Consider the following 21,976-nt stretch of genomic DNA (forward strand, 5'->3'; position numbering starts at 1 on the left):
CGCCATAATATTTAGCGCAAGCAATGAATGTATCTTTATCAGAAACACCACTAACATCGGACACAGTATGTGAATCAATATATAGTTTGATTAAAAATGAGCTTCCGAGCCGAGAAAATTCAACCCACGGATAGTCTTGGTCTCCCTTCATAACAATCCGGCCAGCGTTAGAATGGATTTGCACTCTATCTGCTAATAACAACTGACCAAAACTCAACAGTGTAATCAAATATAACAATCTCATCACAATAAGTAAAACAATCTGAGGCGCCATTTATGCCAGGAATCTTCTGATCGAACCGAGCCGAGCGAGGCTGAAAAAGCGATTTTAAGACTGCTCACACCGTTAGCGAAGCCCTAGAATGCTTAGGCGGCGCCGGTTATATCGAAGACACTGGCCTGTCCGAACTCTATGCTAGCGCGCTGAAAGCCCTAAAACTCGTTTTTCTGATCAGAACGCCTGAGATCATTCAACATAAACACGAGCTCGTCCAGCGATATGGGCGAAGCAAGCTGCAACACTAAACCCTTTGTGAAGCCAATTTAGTCCGCCCAACCGAGATTTACCGGGTCCACATGTACCGAACGCCTTCTGGGTACCTTTTGATCCAAAATAGGTACGGAATAATCCGAAAACAACGCAAGCAATTTTTCACGAAAATCTGAAGGTATAGCGCTCATATGAAAGGCCATATTTCCAATATTCTGCTCCAAATAGCCACTGTCTCCGACAAAGATCATATGAGGTTCATCTTTCCCAGGCCAAAATAAATTGACCTCGACCACCACGGGATCTTTGTCGCGCGCAATCAACTTAATTATGTTGCAATTGACCTTTTCGACTTGATCGGAAAACATCCAACCTCTGGCAATACCAGTCACTCCCCAGTCAGCAAATAAACAAGGTGCCCAGCATAGCAGCAAAAAAAAATGTGCAAGCTTCAACATTGGGATGGAACGACAGGTGGTGGAGTTTTATTCTGCCTAAGTAAATAGATTTAGCCCCTCACACGGCAAATCCAGGCGTAGAAGCGATAAACCACAACTATGAGGGTTAAATAGACACCGAACAGAATCCCAATGGCAATCGTTATGGCTCCATATGGCATGAGCAGATTATCCACAACTTCTCCATTCTCTCGGATATATGAAAGAGCATTCCCCAAACATGTAATTAGAAAACCTATCCCAATTAAGGCAAAGACCCAGCTCCAACGGTGAACACCTCTTTGGATACTGCGTCCAATAATAAACGTGACGCCCAAAAAACCGGTCGCTACTAAGTAATCGCTATCTACCAACTCAAGGGAGCCAATAAAGATAAGTCCCAGAAAAATTGCCCAATATCGGAGACTGCGTAAAAGATTCCAAAATCGAAAATAGAGTGCCATAAAATTCAGACTTGTATCTCAAAGCCATACTCCATCTGCTATTTCTATCAGATGCATAAGAAAAAGAAACCACCATCACTGGCCGAATTATGCCCGTAGAATTCCCTGAGTTTGGTCGCGGGTGTAGCCTACGTAGATATCATTACTGGAAAGCTCGAGGAAGTAGACGTACCACACGAATCAGAAACGTCGGAATTACCATCTGTCCATAGTTATCCCTTGATTTGATTAAAGACTGGTCATTAGGCTGCAATCAGTTTGTGTTTCATGAACCGTTCACCTTATACTAAACGTCTTTTATTCCATCCTGGGTTTCTTTCAGATTCAGAGCGACGATTAACACGATGGGGATCAGGATATCCGTCCAAAAAATGGCGCCAGCGTTTCCTGGATCGAAGTTATGATGGGAAACCATTTGATAGATATGACCCACCGCTGCGCCCCATAGAAAAATGGCGGTAAAGAGCACACCAGCTTTTTGGAATCCTAAACTGGACCGGAAACCTAAAACGCCTAAAGCGCTCATACCCAAGTTAGCCATCGCTACTTCAAACTCAAAAGGGCTGTAGGCCCAGCCAATCATATTGTCGGTTATGCTTGGAAAGAAAGCATGAAATATAAAAGCCCACAAACCGGCTACGCCAACAGGTAGCAGCAGCAACCAGGCTAATAAAACCGCTTTCGATCGATGTTGAAAACCGATTTGAAAGGCGGATATAATAAGGGCTAACATTAAGCAGACAAGTGGAATGTTGCTCAGAATAAAAGAGATGATTTCCGTAACCATATCTAATTTTACCATTGACTTAAAGTTCGGTGCAATATCCGCCTTCAAATTCGATTTTAACGTTCACGGTGGCACTGACTTCTTGAGGTTCAAACATACCGCTCACCATACATGAAGGACAAAAGCCACTTTGAAATATCTTTCTAGCCGAAGTACCGTCTGTTAATAATCCATCGAGACATAGTTCTTCAGCCTTAACGCAGGGTGGCGGAGGAGGTGAGATTCGAACTCACGGTAGAGTTGCCCCTACGCTGGATTTCAAGTCCAGTGCCTTAAACCGCTCGGCCACCCCTCCACGGGATTTGAATGTTGCTTGCCGCGTTTGTTGGCAATTGGCAAGAGGTTGCCAGACGGAATAAAAAAGTGGCCTGGGCTCGTTGCTGGCTCATGAAAAGAACAAAATTCGCATCAGCTGCTTTATTGCTCTGCCTTGCCCCCGCGGCATTTGCCGGGCAGGCTTTGGTTGTCGGAAACGGGTCGGTTCAAGCGCCGCCCGACTGTGCTACGGTTGAAATTTCCGTGACATCTGAATGTTATCCATCGGCTTTGGCAGCAAGCAACGCCACTGACAAAATGAGCAGAAAGATCTTTGATTTCCTAACAGCCATCCAAGATCCAGCTGACTCGCTCTCAAGCAATGGCGGATTTACACAATCTTTTGTTCGTTTTGTCACCGACAGCGCTGGCCGTTCTGCTCAAACGTGCCATGGCACATTTCAAAAAATGACCACGATCATCATGAATGTCCGAAACCTTAAGGGCTTCGAAGCCAAATTTGCTCGTATGCAAGAAAAGGTGTTCGCCGACTTCCAACCTCCGAAGGGCAACACCGAGTCCGCGCCCATCACTTTCGCAACCATCGGTGCTCCAACCCCAGAGCTATTTCCTGAGCACAAAAAACAAATGGAAATGAAAGCCCGGCGTCTAGCAGTAGAAAATGCCATTAAGCTATTTGAAGCCACCAAGCCTAAACAGTGCGAGATCACCAACTACCGCATTGCCGAAATCAACGACAACATCGCTTCACGCGCGCCTACCTACTCGAACGTCCGAGCAAAGCCAAGCAGTAGTGCATCGACTGCACCCGTTATGTTTGAAACACAAACGGTTGACACCAACGTGAATGTTAAAATCGAATTCGACGGCGGCCACTGCCTCTAAATTATGGCGGGATTAAGTCGTGTGTTTCAATGGCTGCAGAATTCATGAAACACACAAAACTGATTGCCTTACTATTCGCAATTTCAGCACTTCAAGCACAAGCCGGCGGCTCAACTGAACCCACAGCCGTACCGGTTCCCACAGCCACCGCTGAAAGCCATGGTTGCAACGCCTGCATGATCATCGGTGGCATTATCAGCGGCATCGCCGTCGCCTATGGGATCGCTGGCCTGGTTGCTGCTGAGCATTATCACGAACATGATCAAGACTGCTGCTCCGCCAAACTTTTTTGCAACAATACGTTTTCGTTCCCAGAACGCCGTCAAGAAGTGCAAATCAACATTCCTTTTACTTGCAACGCCCAAGGTCCAGGTGAATTCCAATTTTGCATCGAAAACCGCGACCATAAAAAAGAACCTAAATGGACATGGCCAGTTGCCATCACAGCCGGTGTGGCTCTAGGCGCAGGATCTATCGCTCTACTCGGCGCCATCGTTAAAGGCTCCATGGGTTGCTGTGGCGCTCAAGTTCAAGCAACTGCTGCTCAATAACGCCTGAAGACAAAAATGCGCACGATTACTGATTGGTGCGCATTTTCATTTCTGCTATGATGATTTAATGGATAGAAAATTATATCGTTGCAAACATCAAAATACTTTGGCCGGTGTCTGCGCCGGATTCGGCAACTACTGGCGTCTTGATCCAAATCTTATTCGCCTCGCTGTTATATTTTTAGCACTTGCTACAGCAATCTTCCCCTTTGCTATTTTATACTTGGTTTTTTGGGCCGTAATTCCCGAAGAAGAATCCAGCACCATTCATTTTGATAGCCATCGCATCTATCGATCCAGTCGCAACAAAAAGATCGCCGGCGTGTGCGACGGCCTGGCTGAGTTCATGAACTGGAGCACCACCGCGGTCAGACTTTGGACCGCCATCATTGCTGTGCTAACCGGCATTGTCCCCTTAGCCACTGCCTATCTGGTGGCGTGGTTGATCATCCCGCAAAAATAATCCATCGACCAAAATCCCTGGGGCGAAGCTAACAATAGAAATGAAAATTCTATTGATGCTAATCGCCAGTGGCCTGTGTTTCAGCACAGAAGTGGATAACTTTACCGATGTTCATCCACCTCTGGAAGACGGCCGCGAGGGCCTTAATGCGCTGATGGCCGATCACATGAGACAAGCCGTTCAAAACGCAAACCTGGCTGGATCTTGTAACCCATCGGTTATCGAACACAGCCTAATTGCTGAATTCGGTGGCTCCATTGGCCGAATGCTTTGGTCTACTTTAGAAAAAGACTTGGAAACCGCCGACCACATCGATCGAAGGCGCTCCGCAGTCGCTGACTCCATCTACGGCGGCGTACATTTTTGGGACGGCATGTGCCTACACGTTGGCCAACTAGGCTTCACCATGCGCGTCGGCGACAACATTATCGGCTCTGATAAAATCGGTCACTTTTTACATATCGGACATCAATACTACCTGAAATCCTACACCTATGCCGGTGGCATTGACGCTGCCATGAGCTACGGCGAATACACCGAACGCACGTACTACGGCCTGCAAACTTCCGGCGTTTACTCTTATGGCGATTTGGTAGCCGATCTAGAAGGGATGCATTTTTGGCAACGCGTCTTAAACACCGACCTTAAAAAAGGCGTATCGCCCTACTTCCAATGTGAAGACAACATTTGGACCCAAATCACTGAGTTCGACTGGGCGGATTATGTAAATCCAGCCTGGGACGAGTCGCTCAACTGCAGCCGCTTCTCCACCGAACGAATGACCTCAAGCGTTGAGGAACGCATCACCCAAAGAGGCCTCACCTGCCCTGGCAAACCCCATCGATGCGAAGAAATGATTGCCCACTATGGCCATTTAAGCCCCAGGCTCATTACGCCAAGGTGCTTCCAACAATAGCGTAGAGTCAACCAAGTCGGCTTGCGATCTATTGGTTAAATGTTTTACCTATTGTAGATGAGTTTATTTAGAATCTTTTTAGCGGCTCTCTTTATGTTAAGCTTGGGCTCGATGAGCGCGACAAAATATTCAAAACCCAGCGAAGTAGATTTGCAGAAAAAACTAACACCCCTGCAATATCAAGTGACCCAAAAGAATGCGACCGAACCGCCCTTTCAAAATGCTTATTGGGATAACCATGATGAAGGCCTGTTTGTGGATATTACCACAGGAGAGCCCCTATTTAGCTCAAGAGACAAATTTGATTCCGGCACCGGCTGGCCTAGTTTTACCAGACCCGTTGAGTCAAATCATGTCAAACAAAAGACGGACAGCACGCTTGGGCTAACCCGCACAGAGGTTCGGTCCCAAATCGGCGACGCGCATCTGGGGCACATATTTAATGACGGGCCTCTGCCCCAGGGCGTTCGGTACTGCATTAATTCCGCAGCTTTAAAATTCGTTCCGGTGGCCAAGCTGGAGAGCGAAGGCTACGGGCAATATAAAGCGCTATTTGATCAGCCGAAAGTGAAGATTACACCCATTGCTCAAAACCAATGCACGACTGGCTGCAGCACGAGCTATGAAACAGCTATCTTAGCGGGTGGCTGCTTTTGGGGCATGGAAGAAATCTTGCGCAAGGTGCCTGGCGTGGTGCAAACGGAAGTGGGCTATACCGGCGGGACGACCAAAAATCCAACTTATGAGCAGGTAAAAACCGGTAAGACCGGGCATGCGGAGGCTATTCGCATTGTATTTGACCCTCAAAAGCTTTCTTATGAAGATTTGCTCAAAAAGTGGTTTTTTAAGATGCATGACTCCAGCACTCTGAATCGGCAAGGCAATGATGTCGGTACCCAATATCGGTCGGCCATTTTCTATCTGTCGCCCGAGCAGCAGAAAATCGCCGCGCAGGTTAAAAAACAGATTCCGGGGGCTGTGACGGAAATTAAAAGTGCCGGCGACTTTGAGGCCGCGGAGAAGTATCACCAAGAATACTTAAAGAAGAACCCCGGCGGTTATACCTGCCACTATCTGAGGCCCTAGTTAACCTTGGCCCCTTTAGACGCCTCTCTGCACGCATCCACAATCCAGCCAGAAACCAATTTTAAATCCTCGAAAAAGGGCATGTGCCCTGCGCCCGGGACATCTACAACTCGAATCGCTTGGTTCCTACATAACTTCCAAAAGTCCTCCTGTTCTTTTGGTAGAACTTTATCTTGTTCGCCCCAATACACTGTGGTTTTGGCGTGAAGTGCGCTCAGGCTCTGAGCGGTTAATAAATCTTTGCTGCTGACGGTAGCCAGCAAGTGATGCAAAGCAGGTTGTTCAAACTGATTGCGCACCGCGCCTTGATAGACATGCCGCATGAAGCCTCGCGGCGGATTAGCAAAAATGCGCTGAACAAATGAATCTGCCTGACCGCAATCTCGCAGAGAAAAAATCGATTTCAATTCACTGAACGCTTCTTCGGTCATGGGAGCGCCGGCGGGGGAGCTCAGCACCAGCGCATCCACTTGATTACCCGGATACAAAGCCAACAAGCTAGCCGCCAGGCCGCCCATTGAATTGCCGAAAACCACCAAAGGCGATTTGACATCCAAACCAGACACCGCCTCGCAAAGCGCTGCACCCATTTGAGACACGGTCGCATTGGCCACGGTCACACTACCGCCGTGCCCTGGCAAATCGATACCAATCACGCGCTTTACTTGCTTAGAAACCGACATCATTAAGTCCGCATAATCGAGGGAACTGGCGCCAAAGCCGTGTAAAACAACTACCGTCGCATCGATCGGCGCCTTAGAGTTAACCCCGTCAAAGGCCCGCAACGACCCAAACTGCGTAGGCAGCAATCGGGACACAAAACCGCGTCGACTTAAGCAGAACCCGGACCACTGATAGTGCGCTTCCATGCCCACGCCAATCATATGCCGCCAAACACTGCGACAAACTGGTTTATCAGGCGCCACCTGGGCTGGTATCGTTTGATCAAGCGGCTCTTGTCTGGGCGTTATCGACATTTTATCAACATGAATGGCTTTAGAGACAAAGTGTGTTGAACTAATACTAGGCATTGGCAACTCGGGTAAAAAACTGCGTCACACGGGCGAGCAATTTATCTGTCAGAGGCTCAGAAGCGATTTCCATCGCAAACCCGGTGCCTTGAGTCGGGATAAAATTGGCACCTTGTTTATCAAACTCGAGCCTGCCTTCCTTAAACTGCCGCCATTGGACGTGATTTGCAGTCTCTCCCATCCCTTCGAAATGGAGCGGTTCAAAAGTGTCCTTAGGCTGTTCTTGATACCTGAACCATTGAAATCGCTCACTAGGAGGCCTCGTATCAGGCAAATCCAGCCGCTGCATTTCAAACAAACGGTTGTTGGTATTTTTGAATGAATAGAGGCATTTTAATTGGTTCGGGAGCATCAAGATGAGATACCAGATTAAAATGCATTTTGGCGCACCCGTCAGCTTGAATACGTTGGCTTGCTCAACATATTCTTAACATTATGATTCACTTGCAAATAGCGGTTATCGCAGCCATTTCAATTTTAATACCTGCAAACCTTTTTGCATCGCCCCCATACGTCGTTATCAAGCCAAGCAACCCTTACTATTATATCAGCGCTGCTGTTACCAACGCACAGGTACCTGCTGGCACTCAGGTCAGCGGTTACGTTATCAATAGCCACGCAAACTTAAGCAACGCCAAACTTGCCAAAATGAACTTGCAAGGTGCATTTTTAGCCTATTCGAATCTCACCAAAGCAGATTTCTCCGGCGTTAACATGCAACTTGGCGATATCGCGTTCGCTCATGCGAGCGGCGCCAACTTCGCTGGCGCAAAACTCTCAGGCACGGCCATGAGCGGCGCCGATCTAACCGGGGCGATTTTTGACAACGCCCAAGTGTTTTCGGCCCCGGCTGAAAACGCCACTTTCACCCATGCCAGCCTAAAAAAGGTACAGATGGGTTACGCGAACGTTGCAGGGTCGTCCTTCAGGCATGCGGATCTAACGGGCGCCAGTATGAGCGGGGTTGCCGCCAACGGCGCGGATTTTTACAAGGCCAATCTCAAAGGCGCAAACTTCACCGGCGCAGACCTCAGCGGAGCAAAAAACTTTGCCTTTGCTGAGGTCGATAGCACAACCGTGTTCGAAAATACCATCATGCCCGATGGCACGATGAAGAACATGGCTTCGAAAAAAGTGTTACCAAGTGATGCAGGCAGCGGTGCGCCGGTCTATGTAACGCCCGACAACCCATTTTACATTTTGGTTTCGGTAGGAAACGCCGCTAATTACGACAGCATTGTAAAAGGTTACCACCTAAAGCCTTTTGCCAATCTTAGAGGCGCTAATCTTTCCAGCGCCAATTTATCCGGCTCCTCGCTCGCATTTGCAAACCTAACAGGCGCCAACTTAAATAAGAGCTTTTGCCAGCAAATGAATCTAAACGGCGCACATGCCCAAAAGATTAAACTCAATGGCGCCAAGCTTTCCGGGCTGTCTGCCACTTTAGGCGATTTTGAAAAGGCGAGTTTTCGAGGCGCGCAAATGCATTTGGTCGCCCTTACTTTTGGCAATTTTCGAAACAGTAATTTTGAGAAAGCGGACCTCGCCTTTGCCACGTTGAACGGGTCCGATTTTACCGGGGCAAAACTCCGCTACGTGAATCTCGCTAGTACAGATGTTAACGGCGCCAATTTCACCAACGCCGACATGACAGGCATCAACCTCAGCAACGCGGATTTAACCGGCTCCACCTTAACGGGAGCACTTCTAAAGGAGGCCATTTTTTGCAACACCCTCATGCCAGACGGCACCGTGAAAGCCCCCCGTGCCGGCATGTGCCCCGACCAGCCGGAGTGACCTTTGTTTACTCAGTAATAGTTGATTCTACAAATTTCAGATATATAGAGAAACTATGGAGGAGCAGACAAACAAACCTTGGCAAGCTGAAAATATCGTTACTGCAGAGCTGGCAACGTTGTTAATTAGTCAACAATTTCCCAAACTAACGGTAGACACCATCCTACCCATGGGTGCCGGCTGGGACAACACGGCTTATTTGGTCAATCAAAACTTAGTCTTCCGATTTCCAAGAAGACAGATTGCCGTCGATTTAATGACGCATGAATCACGGGTCTTAACGCAGATCGCCCATCGATTGCCCCTGCCCGTGCCACTGCCTATTTATATTGGTCAGGCGTCTACTCATTTTCCGTGGCCCTTTAGCGGGTACACCCTCCTGCCCGGGCAGACCGCATGTGAGGCGGCCTTGAGCGCGAATGAGCGCGTGGCTGCCGCGAAGCCTTTGGCTGAGTTTCTAAAAGCATTGCACAGCATAACACCACCCAAAGAAGCCCCGGCGGATACTTTAGGCCGCGCGGACCCCAAATTACGTTGGGGAAGAACGCTTGCGCAGCTTAATAAAATCAACACGCTGCAAATATTCGCCAATATGAAGCCGCTCTTTCGGCAGCTGGAAGAACTCAAAGACCTCCAGGAGCTTGAACTTTCCCCGAACCAAAATGTGCTCTGCCATGGAGATTTATACGCCAGGCATATACTCATCGCAACAAATCGAACTCCCTGCGGTATCATCGACTGGGGCGATGTGCATATTGGCAACCGCGCGGTGGATTTATCGTTGGCATTCGCATTTCTACCTCCAGCGGGCCGCGAGATATTTTTTGAGTATTATGGAACAGTAGATCGACTGACCTTAAGATTAGCGCAGTTGAGAGCTTTATTCAGCCTGGCAACGCTTTTAGTATTTAGCCATGACATCAAAGAGGAAGCGCTTTTCAATGAGGCGCATTGGTCTTTGGGAATGATTAAGTGATACGCTTGCCCCAATGATCCAACTTCGAAAATCAAACGACCGAGGTCATGCCAAACATGGGTGGCTCGATACTTACTACACATTCTCCTTCGCCAACTACCATGATCCCAAATTTGTGGGCTTCCGCGATTTGCTGGTCATCAATGAAGATCGCATCCAACCGGGGCAAGGTTTTGGAAAACACCCTCATGAGAACATGGAGATTATTACCTACATTCTGGAGGGCGAGCTGGAGCATAAAGACAGCATGGGCACTGGCTCCGTGATTCGCCCTGGCGATATTCAACGCATGAGCGCCGGCACTGGCGTTATCCATAGCGAGTTTAATCATTCACAAACGCAAATGGTTCATCTGCTACAGATTTGGATCACGCCGCAACAAAAGGGCATAAAACCTGGCTACGAAGAGAAGCGCTTTTCGACCGATGAAAAAAAGAACCGTTTAAAGCTGGTCGCTTCACCCACGGGTGAAGATGGTTCAGTAACGATTCATCAAGATGTGAAACTTTACGTGACCCTCTTGGAAAGCAGTCAAAAAGTGGAGCATCTCTTTGCACTTGGCCGCCATGGCTGGATACAAGTCGCGCGGGGCGGCGTTAAGTTAAATGAGCAAATTTTAGAAGCAGGTGACGGGGCCGCTATTAGCGGCGAGCCTCAAATCGAACTAATCGCCGATAAGGCGTCAGAAGTACTACTATTTGACTTGGTCTGACACTTGGCACATGGCCTCTTAATTACCGTTTGCTATGGCTCTAATGGCTATTCGATCTAAATTTGTTCTTACATTTGCGACTAAATGGCGATTGAGCGCGAGATACGCTTGAGCTTCAGGAATTCCTATCAGGCCCAATACGAATTCACGAGGCATCTTTATCGAATGGGCAAGCGCATTATCTTTAAATGCTTCAAGTTTTACATTAGTTGGAGCGCTTAAGAAAGGCCTGAGCATCGTTAGTAGAGTACTGATAGCAGTATCTCCCTTCTTTGCCCAATCAATGGACTGATATAAAAATTCGCAAGGAATTTCGTTAGGAAGCAACGCTAACTCTGCTGGGGCAAGTGACTTCAGCTTTCGAATCAAATTGATGGCGTTATAGGCAATGAGGACAGGCTTTGACATACCGCTGGCATCTGCCTCGGCAACTGCTGCCTCTAGGCCTTTTGAGAAGGGCGATTTTTTAAGTGGTGCCAAGTCACCGCGTCTCAAGCGTCCAACTTTTTTAGCCAATTTCTCGCTTTTGCCTAACGATGCATAATTTGCCGCGATCGAAAAAGCTGCGACGTAAGGAATGTTCAGCGCTTCGTAGAGTGTTTGGGCCTGATTCCATTCATCTATTAAGGTTGAGGTTCTGATGAAACTGACGGCAAGACTTGCCGCGCGTGCTGTTTCGCGATCTAGACTTTCAGCCAGCACTTCTTGAGCCTTAGCATGGGCTAACCCACCTAGAGCACCGCCAATAGGGCCGGCAATACTGTAGCCAGCGGAACCGCCAAGGGTCCGGCCCCCAGAGCCTTCATAGGCGGCAATTAGGAGCGGCATTTTCGAGAGCGCATCAAGCATGACGATTTGGCCGACCGTTAGTGGATTGTCCAGTTCAGCAGCGTATGATGTCTTACCGTCATCGCCTGCCAAAATATCGATGGTTAAATATCGGACCCTTTGCTGGAAGATAAGATTTTGCAACATTGCTCCCGCATTAGCGTTTTCGGAAAGCAAATTTGCCACGTGGGCAAGCTGAGCTGCCATGGATGCGGCAAGGACTGGGTGCCTTGTCACAAAACTGGGCAAATCCTGCAAAAACTGCCTAGCATTTTCGGCAAGCTTTTGCGGGTCCCCTAAAGCAGCCCAAGTTTCAGAAAATGCCCTTTGATACGCTTGGGACGTGCTGGAAATACCTTGTTGCGCCAAAGAGTACTCCAACACTAGTCTTGCTAAAGTTGGCTTTGCATCAACGGAGGTAAGCCAACTCTGGGCCCAGTTTAATGTGGATTGCACAAGCCCTACCTGAGGATAAGGGTCGGCACCTTGATATGTTTTCTGAAGATTTTCCTCAAAGGCTTGAAGCTCGCTCATTTTACTAGCCACTTGTTCTCGAGCGGCATTTTGTTCTATCAACCGCCTGATTTCGGTAGCCTTTTCTTGATAAAGACGTAAATTTTCAGGTCTTTGCTGCTCTAACTTTCGCGTAAGTTCCACATCTTTTTGAACGATCTTCTTGGCCACGTCCCTCAATATATCAATGTGAACCAACTCGCTTTTACAGGCACTGAGATGCGCCGACAGCGAACGACCGCGGGGTGTCCGTATCAAATCTTCGCAGTCAACAATATGGGCATATAAGGTTGCCGAGAATTCATTCAGTTTATTCAGAGTGGTGAGATGTTGACTTCTCGTTATATGAGCCGCAAGTCTTTTCCCATAGGTTCTTTGCAGCATGGAGTTTTCATCATCGCTCGCGGGAGGTAGGCGCAAATGCCTTCTTTCCCAACTTAAAGTCGACAAGTCATGTCCCACTGGATGCGCGACCGGCAATTCCAGCGTTTTCAATGAACTGTCTAAAAATTCATAATAAGCCTCAACGCTTTTTTTGTACTGAGCTGTGATTTCGAGCGGAGCAGAATCAAAGCTGTCGTTTTCACCAGTGGCCGATGCATGAGAAGGGCTATACCTTTCATCGCTGTCAGGGGTATAAACTTCTAGCCGATCGCCGGTAAAAATTCCCTTCATAGTACATTATATCATAAATTTTGATCAGCGTTAACGATCCAATAAACATATCGCTAAAATGACCCACATTGACCATTACACGCAACAATAAATAACAGTCTAACCATGAAGCTTAACCATGTCCAGTTTGTACACGTTTTCTTTTTTACCTTCTCGATTGGCAGTTCCAATATTCCAGTTAGAATATCGAACTGTTGCAGCGCTACTCCTTACAAAAGACCACATCACGGGGCGCAATTTTCAACGTTTTTGCAAACCAGACTCTTGCTGTTTCTTTATCACCCAGTTGATCAATGAGCTTATTTTCCATTGCGAGCGATCCAGATAAAGACGAACCGTTGGCAAGTTTTTTGACCTGTTCGAGGGGCAAACGTCTGTTCTCGGAAACTAATTCCGTGAAATGGTCATGCCAATCTTTCAAATTTCGTTCTATGAACACCCTTTCTCTAGGAGCGAGTGGCTTATGTTCTGTTCCATGGTCTTTAAATTCGGCAGAGCTTAAAGAAACATATTTCAGTCCATCTTTGGTATTTTTTTCACTTTTTTCTAAATAAGACATTGTGATTCCAATGGCTCCAACGTCCGAAAATCGTGATGCAATAATCGTTTTTGCACCCGTTGCAATCATATAAGCAGCAGAGAGTCCCATGTCTCCTATTTGCGCCACCACCGGTTTAGAGGCATGTTTGAATCCGTTGGTGATAGCTTCTCCAGCAGCCGGTTGGCCGCCCGACGAATCGATAGATGCTAATACACCTAAGATGTCCGGATTTTTTTCTGCCTGACGAAGCTGGGCTAGGACTTCATCTGGCGTTGTGCTCTTCATTTCACCTTGAGCGTACGAAACAATTTCACCCAAGATAGGTATTACCGCGATATTGCATTGTTCAACTTTATACTCTCTGATGGCCAAAACCATAAATCCAAAGAAAGCCAACAGCAACGCGGACCCAAATAGCAGTTTTATGAACTTCACAAGCAGGAGTCTACCGCATATTAACAAACATTTCCATTACTGGCCGTGCCGCCCGAAGCTCAAAGAGCGAAGGCTGGAGCAGACAGCCAGAATCGAACCTCACAAAATTAGCGGTCTAATTACCGATGCGAAGACTCGTGGACGACGATAGCATCTTCTTTATGAAAACACTTACCCTTGCATTAGCCATATTTACTTCAACAGCCACTTGGGCCATGCCCGCTTTAACCTCCGACTTGATCAAAAATCTCCTGAGCAACCAAGTCTTTTTAAGCATCGTAGACGATGAGAGTACAACCGGTTTTCACAATCTTCAGATCGAGAGACACCAGCTCAGTTCATTTGAATACCGAAGTTGTGGGTTCAGCAACAGCCGTTCTGCCGCAGGCATCAAGGTTACGTTTGACAAAGGAGATCGCAGCATGTCGTATTTGTTCGGCACGCCTGAATCCGCTTCTGACTTAAGATATTGCAATCGACCCGTTTAGGTTGGCCATTTTTAGCTAAGAAAAAGGTTTCAGGTTTGCGTGAGGCGTATGCAATCCATATGCAGAGACAGGTCTACAAATAACATCAAAAGCTGTGATGATATCTCCGCGTTCATTTTCAGGCAAAATGCCGATGTATTCTTCCCAAACTTCTGGGTAATGGTCTCTCATTCCATACCATACTTGTTTGATTCTGCTTCCGTACCGAGAAAAATTCCCCGTAATATAAACCCCTAGCATCTTTCTGACTTAGGCATTGCATAAATCCGCCAATTGGGATGAGCCTTCTACCGACAATGGAGTTCCGAATAGCTCTACAGCGATGAAACCCTGGCTAGCCACACACGGCAATACATCATTTTCAGAATCGAAACACGGTCAACCATTCTTCTTTTTCAGGTATGTAACCCATTTTAATGATTCCAGCTTCAATTTCTGGCATATGATTAGCCCCGTAGATGATGGTTGTAACTCCGGGCCGCTGAATATAGTTCGCTTGAACATGCTGAAGAGCCACCTCATTGCGATAACGCATAAATGTTTCTCTGTCTTGCTCATCCATACCTGAAGGATCTAAATGAGAAGCCATGAGTGTTTCAGCAAATTTTTGTTTGGTAAGCTTAGAAGGGGGCCCTGGCGTCGTTCGTTTGGTTGCGAGCCATTGTTTAAATTCGGCATTAGATTGTGCTAGAAGTCTGTCAATATCCACCGCTTTGGTCATCCCTCTGTCGATCGATTCTTGAACGCTGACAGCAAGCACCTGCGCGCAAAGATCAAGATTCTGCCATCCATGCTGTTCGATAAGTTTACGAGAACCTTGGCGCTGAATATCTCTGGCGAATATCTGCGCATATGAGGCATCGATATTCTTAGAGCGTCCTGAAGGATATGAAATGTAATCTGATTGCATTGATAATCCCAAGTCTAATGCAGTGTTACCAAATCCACCCATCAAATCTAAAAGTTTACGGCACTGTACTTGAGGCATAGTGAAGAACTGTGGCCCAATTTTTTCAACAATAAAATTGTCATCATTATGGACGTTTTCGAATAATATCGCGTTGGACTTATCCAGTATTCTTTGGACTAAGACATAGAATTCGTGGTGCCCGATATGTACCATCGGAAGCAATTGGATCTTGGCGGATGAATCTTTCTCAAGATAGTAGGTCCTACTGGCGAGCTGAAATTGGCTTTGATCCGTGATCCGCATGAATGGCGAACCTGCTGTAAACTCAGAGTTTCTATTTCCGCATGAAAGAAATAAAACCGTCATACAACAAACAAATATCGATTTTAACATGATTAAATTATGACATAACTTCTGCTTGTAGGCCATACAAAGTCTCCTCCAAAGGCAAGGCCCCTGTGACGCCTCTTGTTTTGCCCAGAGCTGCTGCCACTCATACCCTTCATGGCAGGCGATTCCCGCAAGTCCCTGATTTTACTGGAGCCGACAGCCAGAATCGAACTGGCGACCTACTGTTTACGAAACAGTTGCTCTACCAACTGAGCTATGACGGCGCGTTTTGGAATCTATGATTTTCTCCGGCGGCCGTCAAGGTAAAGCTACTTCGGTATTAATGCGTGCAAACCAAGTCTCTAATTTTGCTGACACTCGCTCTTAAGGTTTCACGACTTCTGTCGGTCATAGCACTCCAACGATCGTTAATTTCGTCACAAGGAGTTCTATTCTGCGAGTTTCGAGCATGGGGATTTGCCCCTTTTGCGATGAGAGCTTCGACATTCTCTTCCTTCAACCAATAGGCAGCCCTATGGAGCGCTGTTTGCTTCTTGTCGTTATCCACAGCGTGGACATCCGCACCTAGTTCAATTAGCGTGTTTATCACGTCTTGATAGCCTGATAACCAATGACTTTGCGCAGCGGCTACGTGAAGCGGAGTTCTTCCTTTGGGAGCGTCTCGCGCATTTAAATCCGCTCCTTTGCTTGCCAAATACTTAATCATAGAGATATCGCCTTGATAAGCTGCAATATGCATGGGCGTATTTCTATTGTTATCCGATGAATTAGCCGAAATGCCATCTTGTTCAATTAACTTTCGCACTTCTTCCATCCGATTGAATTTGACCGCAGAGTGCAAGGGATAGTTATGAGGATCGGGTACTATACGATTCAGCTCACTTTCACAGGAAGAACCCATTTGAAAAAGCGCGAAGCCTAAGATCAAGATATTGAGGAGTAGTTTCATAATGTTTTTTCGACCAAGTAAAGCTCATGATACAGACATAATAGAATGGCCGTTAGTGGCGTTGCAATAAAAACACCCAAAAGCCCAAACCAGAAGCCGAAAAATAGCATTGCGATGACGAGCAATGCTTCAGGAATCTGGACCTGAGCTTTCATCACCATGGGCAGCAGAATATTGCCTTCGATCTGTTGGGTTATAAAGAAAACTAGCAAAACCCATGGTATCTGCTGGATATCCGTTGCGAGTGTTACCAAAGAAACCGCCACAACCACAATAAGCGTTCCGACGTAAGGGATAATGCCAAATATAGCGGTTAAGAGACCGAAAAATGCCCAATAATCGACGCCTACCAACCACAGCCCTGCCGTTGTTAGCAATCCAATAATGGCCATGTCGAGCAATTGGCCGACGAACCAAGTTTGGGTCACTTTGCCACAACGGCTCAGAATATGTTCCGTACGTTTTTGATAGGCAGCTGGGACTGCTCGCAGAAACCCTCGAAAATAGTAGTCCGCTTCCACCGCCAGATAAAGTCCAATAAATATCGCTACAACAGCGCCACCGAAGGCCGCCAGGCCGTCGTGTGCTCCGCTGCCAACAGTGAACAATAGAGTTTTTAACCCGTCTGACATATCAATGTTTTGAATATAGGAACGCAGCCAAGGGAAATTATTGAACAAACGTTCAAGTTGGCTTTGGACATTCAAAGAAAGTTCAGGGAAACCAGCTACGAATGCATTCGCTTGGTCAACAATAATCCATCCGAACGCTAATAAAAGCGCAAGAGACGACAATAAAAACGTGACAAAGACCAACAGGGCCGCATAGCCCCGCTTAAGCTTAAATAAAGTTTGGGCGCGGTCCAAGATGGGGGTTAATAAGACACCAATGCCAACGCCGATAAGCGTCAGTATCACCATGTAACGTGATACAAAGAGGACCGAAAGGAATACAATCAAAGCAATCGATTGAAACCATGGTGAGGTTTTACTGGTAGTCATTAATGTTCTTATTACGCGAATGAGATAGAAAATAAAAGAAAAGCTTCAGAAATTCAGTCGAAGGCTCGACTGAATTTTGAAACGTGCCTATGCTATCGTAAGAATAAGCGTTCCGCGCTCTAAGGTGTCGCCTGTGGCGGCAAAGACTTCTTTTACAAGGCCGCTACGTTGCGCTTTGAGTTCGTTTTCCATTTTCATGGCTTCAACAACAGCTACGCCTTGGCCTTCTAGAACTTTATCGCCGGCTGCGACTAAGAGGCGCATTAATTTGCCTGGCATCGGTGAGGTGATTTTTAACGGCCCGCTGGCTACAGGATTTAGGCCTCTAGCTTTCTTCATTTTAAGGGCGCGTTCGCCTAGGATTTCTACGGGGATGACGCGCCCACGTACTCTGACTGCCAGACGACCATCCAGCGGGTCTGCCGGATTTAAAGGCTCAACATCGATATCGTAACTGCGACCGTTGATGAGTACCGATGTGACATCAGGGCCTAGGCGCCTAGCGTCCACTTGATAGACTTGGCCATCTAAAGTGATTTCGCCGCTTGGGTCAATTTGGATGGCATGTTCTTTGCCCTCTAATGAGGCAATTAATTTCATAAGCCAAGCCCTAAAGTTTGTTGCCACGCAGAAAGAGCGTCCGGCTTTTCGTGATTCAGTTGAACATTCGTTTGCAATGAACACTCGTGCTCTTGGTAGAACAACGCAGCGCCTAAAAGGGCCGCGATGCGGTCGGAATCTTGAACCCAATCTGATGTTTCAGCCCAGAGTCTGTCGATGATACTCGTGTCGTAATCGCCACTATGGAAGGGGTGGAAGTTTAAGATTTGTCGTAGGAAAGTTGTGTTGGTCACACAACCCTGAATGATGAGTTCAGACAGTGCTCTGTCTAAGCGCCTCAGCGCGACATCCCGAGTCGGAGCCCAAGTGATAATTTTACCAATCATGGAGTCGTAGTCGACAGCCACTTCATAACCGCCGTAGATGGCCATGTCAGTTCGAACGTACGGGCCGCCGGGTTGTTTGTAGCTTTTGATGAGGCCTGGTGATGGTATAAAGTTTTGATTTGGATCTTCAGCGCAAACGCGTGCTTCGATGGCCCAGCCCGTCGGGTCCAAATCGCTTTGTTCAAAAGGTAAAGGCTCGCCCTGAGCGACTAGAATCTGCATTTCTACCAAATCTAAGTCTGTCACCATTTCGGTGATGGGATGCTCCACTTGCAGGCGCGTGTTCATTTCCATGAAGTAAAAATTTCGGTGGGCATCAACCAGAAACTCGATGGTGCCAGCGCCTAAATAGTCCACGGCCCTAGCAGCTTGTCTCGCCACTTCGCCCATTTTCTCGCGCATGGGCGGCGTCACAAATGTACTAGGGGATTCTTCAATGACCTTTTGATGGCGCCTTTGAACGGAGCATTCGCGTTCGGGGAAAGAAAACACGCGACCGTGACTGTCGGCGAAAATTTGCACTTCGATGTGTCTGGGTTTTTCTAAAAACTTCTCGATGTACATGGCGCTGTCGCCAAAGGCATTTTGCGACTCGCTTTGGGCTGACTCCAGGCAGCTTAGAAAATCTTCTGGTTTAGACACTAAGCGCATGCCGCGCCCGCCTCCGCCCGCTGCGGCTTTGAGCATGACGGGAAAGCCGATTTCGACGGCGGCAGCCATTGCACTTGTTGGGTCTGTGATAGCCTCCGTTAAACCTGGAACGACGGGCACACCGGCAGCCTGCATGATTTGCCTGGCTCTGGTTTTAGAGCCCATCGATTCTATAGAATGCGCCTTAGGGCCAATAAAAATGAAGCCAGCTTCTTCTACGGCAGCCGCAAAATGCGCATTTTCGGACAAGAAGCCGTAGCCTGGGTGAATAGCATCGGCACCGGATTGCTTGGCAACGGCAATGATTTTTTCAATGTTCAAATAGCTTTGCGCAGCGCTAGCGGGACCGATAAAGAACGCTTCGGTCGCATAGCGTACGTGGAGGGCTTTTCGGTCGGGCTCTGAATAGACTGCCACCGAATCGATGCCCAAATCGCGGCAGGTTCGCATCACTCGAACGGCAATCTCGCCTCGATTCGCCACGAGAATTTTGCGGATTTTCATAGCGGCATGTTTCCGTGCTTTTTGGGCGGATTAGTGTCGCGCTTATTTTGCAACATGGCTAAGGCCTGGCAGAATCTTGGCCTTAAGTCTTCCGGTAAGATGACTTCGTCTATGTAGCCTAACTCGGCTGCATGATAAGGGTTTTGATATTTGCTCGCGTAGTCCGCCACCAATTCTTTAAAGCGCGCATCTTTGTCAGCTGCGGCAGCAATTTCTTCCCGCTTAATAACCGCTACGGCTCCTTCAGCACCCATGACAGCGATTTGAGCGGTGGGAAGGGCAAAGTTTAAATCCCCGCGCAGATTTTTAGCGCCCATCACGCAGTACGCGCCACCGTAGGCTTTGCGTAGAACCACGGTGATTTTAGGAACAGTGGCTTCGGCATAAGCGTAAAGCAATTTAGCGCCATGGCGAATAACGCCGCCGTATTCTTGCTCAGTGCCGGGCAGAAAGCCGGGTACGTCCACAAAAGTCAAGATTGGGATGTTAAAGCAGTCGCAAAAGCGAACAAAACGTGCGGCTTTATCAGAAGCGTTAATGTCAATGGCGCCAGCCATGATGGCCGGTTGATTGGCAACGATGCCCACACTTTTGCCCATCATGCGAGCAAAGCCAACGACCATATTTTGTGCAAAAGCTTCGTGCACTTCGAAAAAATCAGCATCGTCTATAACGGCCTTAACAACTTCGCGCACATCGTAGGGTTTACTCGCATGCTCGGGGATAATCGTTTTAAGTTTTTCATCGCGTCTATCAGGGCTATCTGCAGATATTTTGCTGGGCGCTAGGTCTCTATTATTGGAAGGCAAGTACGACAACAGCTTGCGGATGGCGAGCAAAGTTGCCGTATCGTCTGGGCACGCAAAGTGCGCAACACCGCTTTTAGCATTATGTGTGTCTGCGCCGCCGAGCTCTTCCATGGTGACCTCTTCATGGGTCACCGTTTTTATAACATCAGGCCCGGTCAAAAACATGTTGCTGGTGTTTTGAACCATAAAAATAAAATCGGTGAGCGCTGGCGAGTACACCGCGCCGCCCGCGCATGGGCCCATCACCGCAGAAATTTGCGGGATGACGCCTGAAGACAGCGCATTGCGACAAAAAATATCGGTGTAGCCGGCCAAAGAGGCAACGCCTTCTTGGATGCGGGCACCGCCTGAATCGCTTAGGCCAATCACCGGCGCGCCGGTTTTCAGTGCTAGATCGTATATTTTGCAGATTTTCTGCGCCACAACGGTGGAGAGCGAGCCGCCAAAGACTGTAAAATCTTGCGCATACACAAAGACCTGACGGCCGTCGATTTGGCCAAAGCCAGTCACTACCCCGTCGCCTGGAACTTGCCCGCCATTTTGACTGACGCGAAATTTATCGGTCTCTACAAAGGCGCCCGGATCAAGCAGCAGGTCAACGCGTTCTCTGGCTGTTAACTTAGCGCCCTGGTGCTGTTTTTCAGTTCGCTGAGGGCCCCCACCCAAAAGTGCCTGCGCATTTTTTTGGGCCAGAATGTCTCTTTGCATATTATCCACGCCTGTCCTCTAATGCGCTGCCGCAAGTCTTGCAATGCGCATCGTCACTCGATTTATTTTGCGCCCGCATAAACTCAGAAGAAACAATGCCAGTGGGTACCGCAATAATAGTGTAGCCCACTATCATCAGGATAGAGGCCAGGCACTGCCCTCCGACCGTGTGGGGCGAAATGTCGCCATAACCTACGGTCGTGACCGTGACGATCGCCCAATACATGGCTCTTGGAATGCTATCAAAACCATTTTCTTCGCCTTCAATTAAATACATCAAAGTAGCCGCCACCAACACGATGGTGATAACGCTAAGCAAGAAGACCAATATCTTTCTCCTGCTGCCTCTTAATGCCGCAGACAACATTTGTGCCTCCGCCAGGTAAGGGCCGAGCTTCAAGATTCTAAACACCCGCAGCATCCGGAAGATACGAACCACCAACAAAGAGTGCGCGCTCGGAACAATAACCGCCAGATAGGTAGGCAGGACGGCAACCAGATCGACCAAGCCATAAAAGCTAAAAATATAAGCCAACGGCTTTCGAACGCTTATTACCCGGCCCAGATATTCAAGCGTAAAAAGCAGTGTGAACACCCATTCGGCTCTGCGCAACATGAGCCCATGCTCGAGCCGAATTTCTCGCACACTATCCAGACAAACAACCAGGACGCTTCCTAAAATCGTCACCAGCAAGACAATGTCAAAAAACTTGCCCAGCTGAGTGTCTGATTTGAAAATCACATCGTAGAGTTTTTCTTTGAAGCGGTGCATCGCAAATCAATATCACCCTTTTG

General features: G+C 47.8%; 23 protein-coding genes and 2 tRNA genes. 9 read left to right on the plus strand and 16 right to left on the minus strand.

Annotated features, from left to right (window positions below; all coding sequences use genetic code 11):
• Window positions 1–543: 543 nt before the first annotated feature.
• The 4 genes from V4534_04905 to V4534_04920 form a co-directional block, all read right to left on the minus strand.
• Window positions 544–948, minus strand: coding sequence for a hypothetical protein (locus tag V4534_04905; GenBank protein ID MES2504202.1), 405 nt, complete (start codon window positions 946–948; stop codon window positions 544–546).
• A gap of 50 nt (window positions 949–998) precedes the next feature.
• On the minus strand, window positions 999–1,391 hold the full coding sequence (locus tag V4534_04910; GenBank protein ID MES2504203.1) for a hypothetical protein: 393 nt from the start codon (window positions 1,389–1,391) through the stop codon (window positions 999–1,001).
• A gap of 286 nt (window positions 1,392–1,677) precedes the next feature.
• Window positions 1,678–2,193 carry a DUF6790 family protein gene (locus V4534_04915; GenBank protein MES2504204.1) on the minus strand — a complete coding sequence of 172 codons (516 nt, stop codon included), beginning with the start codon at window positions 2,191–2,193 and terminating at the stop codon, window positions 1,678–1,680.
• A gap of 190 nt (window positions 2,194–2,383) precedes the next feature.
• Window positions 2,384–2,473: transfer RNA gene (locus V4534_04920), tRNA-Ser, on the minus strand.
• A gap of 92 nt (window positions 2,474–2,565) precedes the next feature.
• Here V4534_04920 and V4534_04925 point away from each other — a divergent pair.
• From V4534_04925 to V4534_04945, 5 genes are all read left to right on the plus strand, one after another.
• Window positions 2,566–3,339: an SIMPL domain-containing protein gene (locus tag V4534_04925; GenBank protein ID MES2504205.1), complete on the plus strand. Its 774-nt coding sequence runs from the start codon at window positions 2,566–2,568 to the stop codon at window positions 3,337–3,339.
• A gap of 44 nt (window positions 3,340–3,383) precedes the next feature.
• Window positions 3,384–3,890: a hypothetical protein gene (locus V4534_04930; GenBank protein MES2504206.1), complete on the plus strand. Its 507-nt coding sequence runs from the start codon at window positions 3,384–3,386 to the stop codon at window positions 3,888–3,890.
• 67 nt (window positions 3,891–3,957) lie between these two features.
• Complete coding sequence (locus V4534_04935; GenBank protein ID MES2504207.1) at window positions 3,958–4,353, plus strand: PspC domain-containing protein; 396 nt, start codon at window positions 3,958–3,960, stop codon at window positions 4,351–4,353.
• A gap of 40 nt (window positions 4,354–4,393) precedes the next feature.
• A complete protein-coding gene (locus V4534_04940) occupies window positions 4,394–5,269 on the plus strand; it encodes a hypothetical protein (protein ID MES2504208.1) in 876 nt (291 codons plus the stop codon).
• 111 nt (window positions 5,270–5,380) lie between these two features.
• A complete protein-coding gene (locus V4534_04945) occupies window positions 5,381–6,355 on the plus strand; it encodes a bifunctional methionine sulfoxide reductase B/A protein (GenBank protein ID MES2504209.1) in 975 nt (324 codons plus the stop codon).
• Here the strand turns inward: V4534_04945 and V4534_04950 are convergent.
• Both V4534_04950 and V4534_04955 read right to left on the minus strand, forming a co-directional pair.
• On the minus strand, window positions 6,352–7,386 hold the full coding sequence (locus tag V4534_04950; GenBank protein MES2504210.1) for an alpha/beta hydrolase: 1,035 nt from the start codon (window positions 7,384–7,386) through the stop codon (window positions 6,352–6,354). The genes V4534_04945 and V4534_04950 overlap by 4 nt on opposite strands.
• Complete coding sequence (locus V4534_04955) at window positions 7,379–7,738, minus strand: hypothetical protein (GenBank protein MES2504211.1); 360 nt, start codon at window positions 7,736–7,738, stop codon at window positions 7,379–7,381. The genes V4534_04950 and V4534_04955 overlap by 8 nt, the downstream gene beginning before the upstream one ends.
• Before the next feature lie 83 nt (window positions 7,739–7,821).
• Here V4534_04955 and V4534_04960 point away from each other — a divergent pair, with 83 nt between their 5' ends.
• From V4534_04960 to V4534_04970, 3 genes are read left to right on the plus strand one after another with little or no spacing between them, the layout of a single operon-like run.
• Entirely contained in the window at window positions 7,822–9,183 is a 1,362-nt protein-coding gene (locus V4534_04960; protein ID MES2504212.1) for a pentapeptide repeat-containing protein, read from the plus strand.
• A gap of 55 nt (window positions 9,184–9,238) precedes the next feature.
• Window positions 9,239–10,159, plus strand: a complete 921-nt coding sequence (locus tag V4534_04965) for a phosphotransferase (protein ID MES2504213.1) — start codon at window positions 9,239–9,241, stop codon at window positions 10,157–10,159.
• 13 nt (window positions 10,160–10,172) lie between these two features.
• Window positions 10,173–10,871, plus strand: a complete 699-nt coding sequence (locus V4534_04970) for a pirin family protein (protein MES2504214.1) — start codon at window positions 10,173–10,175, stop codon at window positions 10,869–10,871.
• Between the two features lie 18 nt (window positions 10,872–10,889).
• On the opposite strand, the gene V4534_04975 is transcribed toward V4534_04970, so the two are convergent.
• Window positions 10,890–12,887, minus strand: coding sequence for a hypothetical protein (locus V4534_04975; protein ID MES2504215.1), 1,998 nt, complete (start codon window positions 12,885–12,887; stop codon window positions 10,890–10,892).
• A gap of 202 nt (window positions 12,888–13,089) precedes the next feature.
• Window positions 13,090–13,863, minus strand: a complete 774-nt coding sequence (locus tag V4534_04980; protein MES2504216.1) for a S49 family peptidase — start codon at window positions 13,861–13,863, stop codon at window positions 13,090–13,092.
• A gap of 161 nt (window positions 13,864–14,024) precedes the next feature.
• On the opposite strand from V4534_04980, the gene V4534_04985 reads away from it, so the two are divergent.
• Window positions 14,025–14,351, plus strand: a complete 327-nt coding sequence (locus tag V4534_04985) for a hypothetical protein (protein MES2504217.1) — start codon at window positions 14,025–14,027, stop codon at window positions 14,349–14,351.
• 361 nt (window positions 14,352–14,712) lie between these two features.
• On the opposite strand, the gene V4534_04990 is transcribed toward V4534_04985, so the two are convergent.
• From V4534_04990 to V4534_05025, 8 genes are all read right to left on the minus strand, one after another.
• Window positions 14,713–15,690, minus strand: coding sequence for a hypothetical protein (locus V4534_04990; protein MES2504218.1), 978 nt, complete (start codon window positions 15,688–15,690; stop codon window positions 14,713–14,715).
• Window positions 15,691–15,799: 109 nt separating this feature from the next.
• Window positions 15,800–15,875: transfer RNA gene (locus V4534_04995), tRNA-Thr, on the minus strand.
• A 56-nt stretch (window positions 15,876–15,931) separates the two neighbouring features.
• Entirely contained in the window at window positions 15,932–16,561 is a 630-nt protein-coding gene (locus tag V4534_05000; GenBank protein MES2504219.1) for an ankyrin repeat domain-containing protein, read from the minus strand.
• On the minus strand, window positions 16,558–17,562 hold the full coding sequence (locus V4534_05005; GenBank protein MES2504220.1) for an AI-2E family transporter: 1,005 nt from the start codon (window positions 17,560–17,562) through the stop codon (window positions 16,558–16,560). The genes V4534_05000 and V4534_05005 overlap by 4 nt, the downstream gene beginning before the upstream one ends.
• Before the next feature lie 87 nt (window positions 17,563–17,649).
• Window positions 17,650–18,162, minus strand: coding sequence for a biotin/lipoyl-containing protein (locus V4534_05010; protein MES2504221.1), 513 nt, complete (start codon window positions 18,160–18,162; stop codon window positions 17,650–17,652).
• Window positions 18,159–19,664, minus strand: a complete 1,506-nt coding sequence (locus tag V4534_05015; protein ID MES2504222.1) for an acetyl-CoA carboxylase biotin carboxylase subunit — start codon at window positions 19,662–19,664, stop codon at window positions 18,159–18,161. The genes V4534_05010 and V4534_05015 overlap by 4 nt, the downstream gene beginning before the upstream one ends.
• Window positions 19,661–21,181, minus strand: coding sequence for an acyl-CoA carboxylase subunit beta (locus V4534_05020; GenBank protein MES2504223.1), 1,521 nt, complete (start codon window positions 21,179–21,181; stop codon window positions 19,661–19,663). Before V4534_05020 ends, V4534_05015 begins: the two co-directional genes overlap by 4 nt.
• 1 nt (window position 21,182) lies before the next feature.
• The gene (locus tag V4534_05025) at window positions 21,183–21,953 is read right to left on the minus strand and encodes an ion transporter (GenBank protein ID MES2504224.1); all 771 of its coding nucleotides are present in this window, start codon (window positions 21,951–21,953) and stop codon (window positions 21,183–21,185) included.
• Window positions 21,954–21,976: the final 23 nt, after the last annotated feature.

It is taken from the genome of Myxococcota bacterium (assembly GCA_040387835.1).
In the GTDB taxonomy this organism is placed as follows: Bacteria; Myxococcota; UBA727; order UBA727; family JABDBI01; genus JAZKCZ01.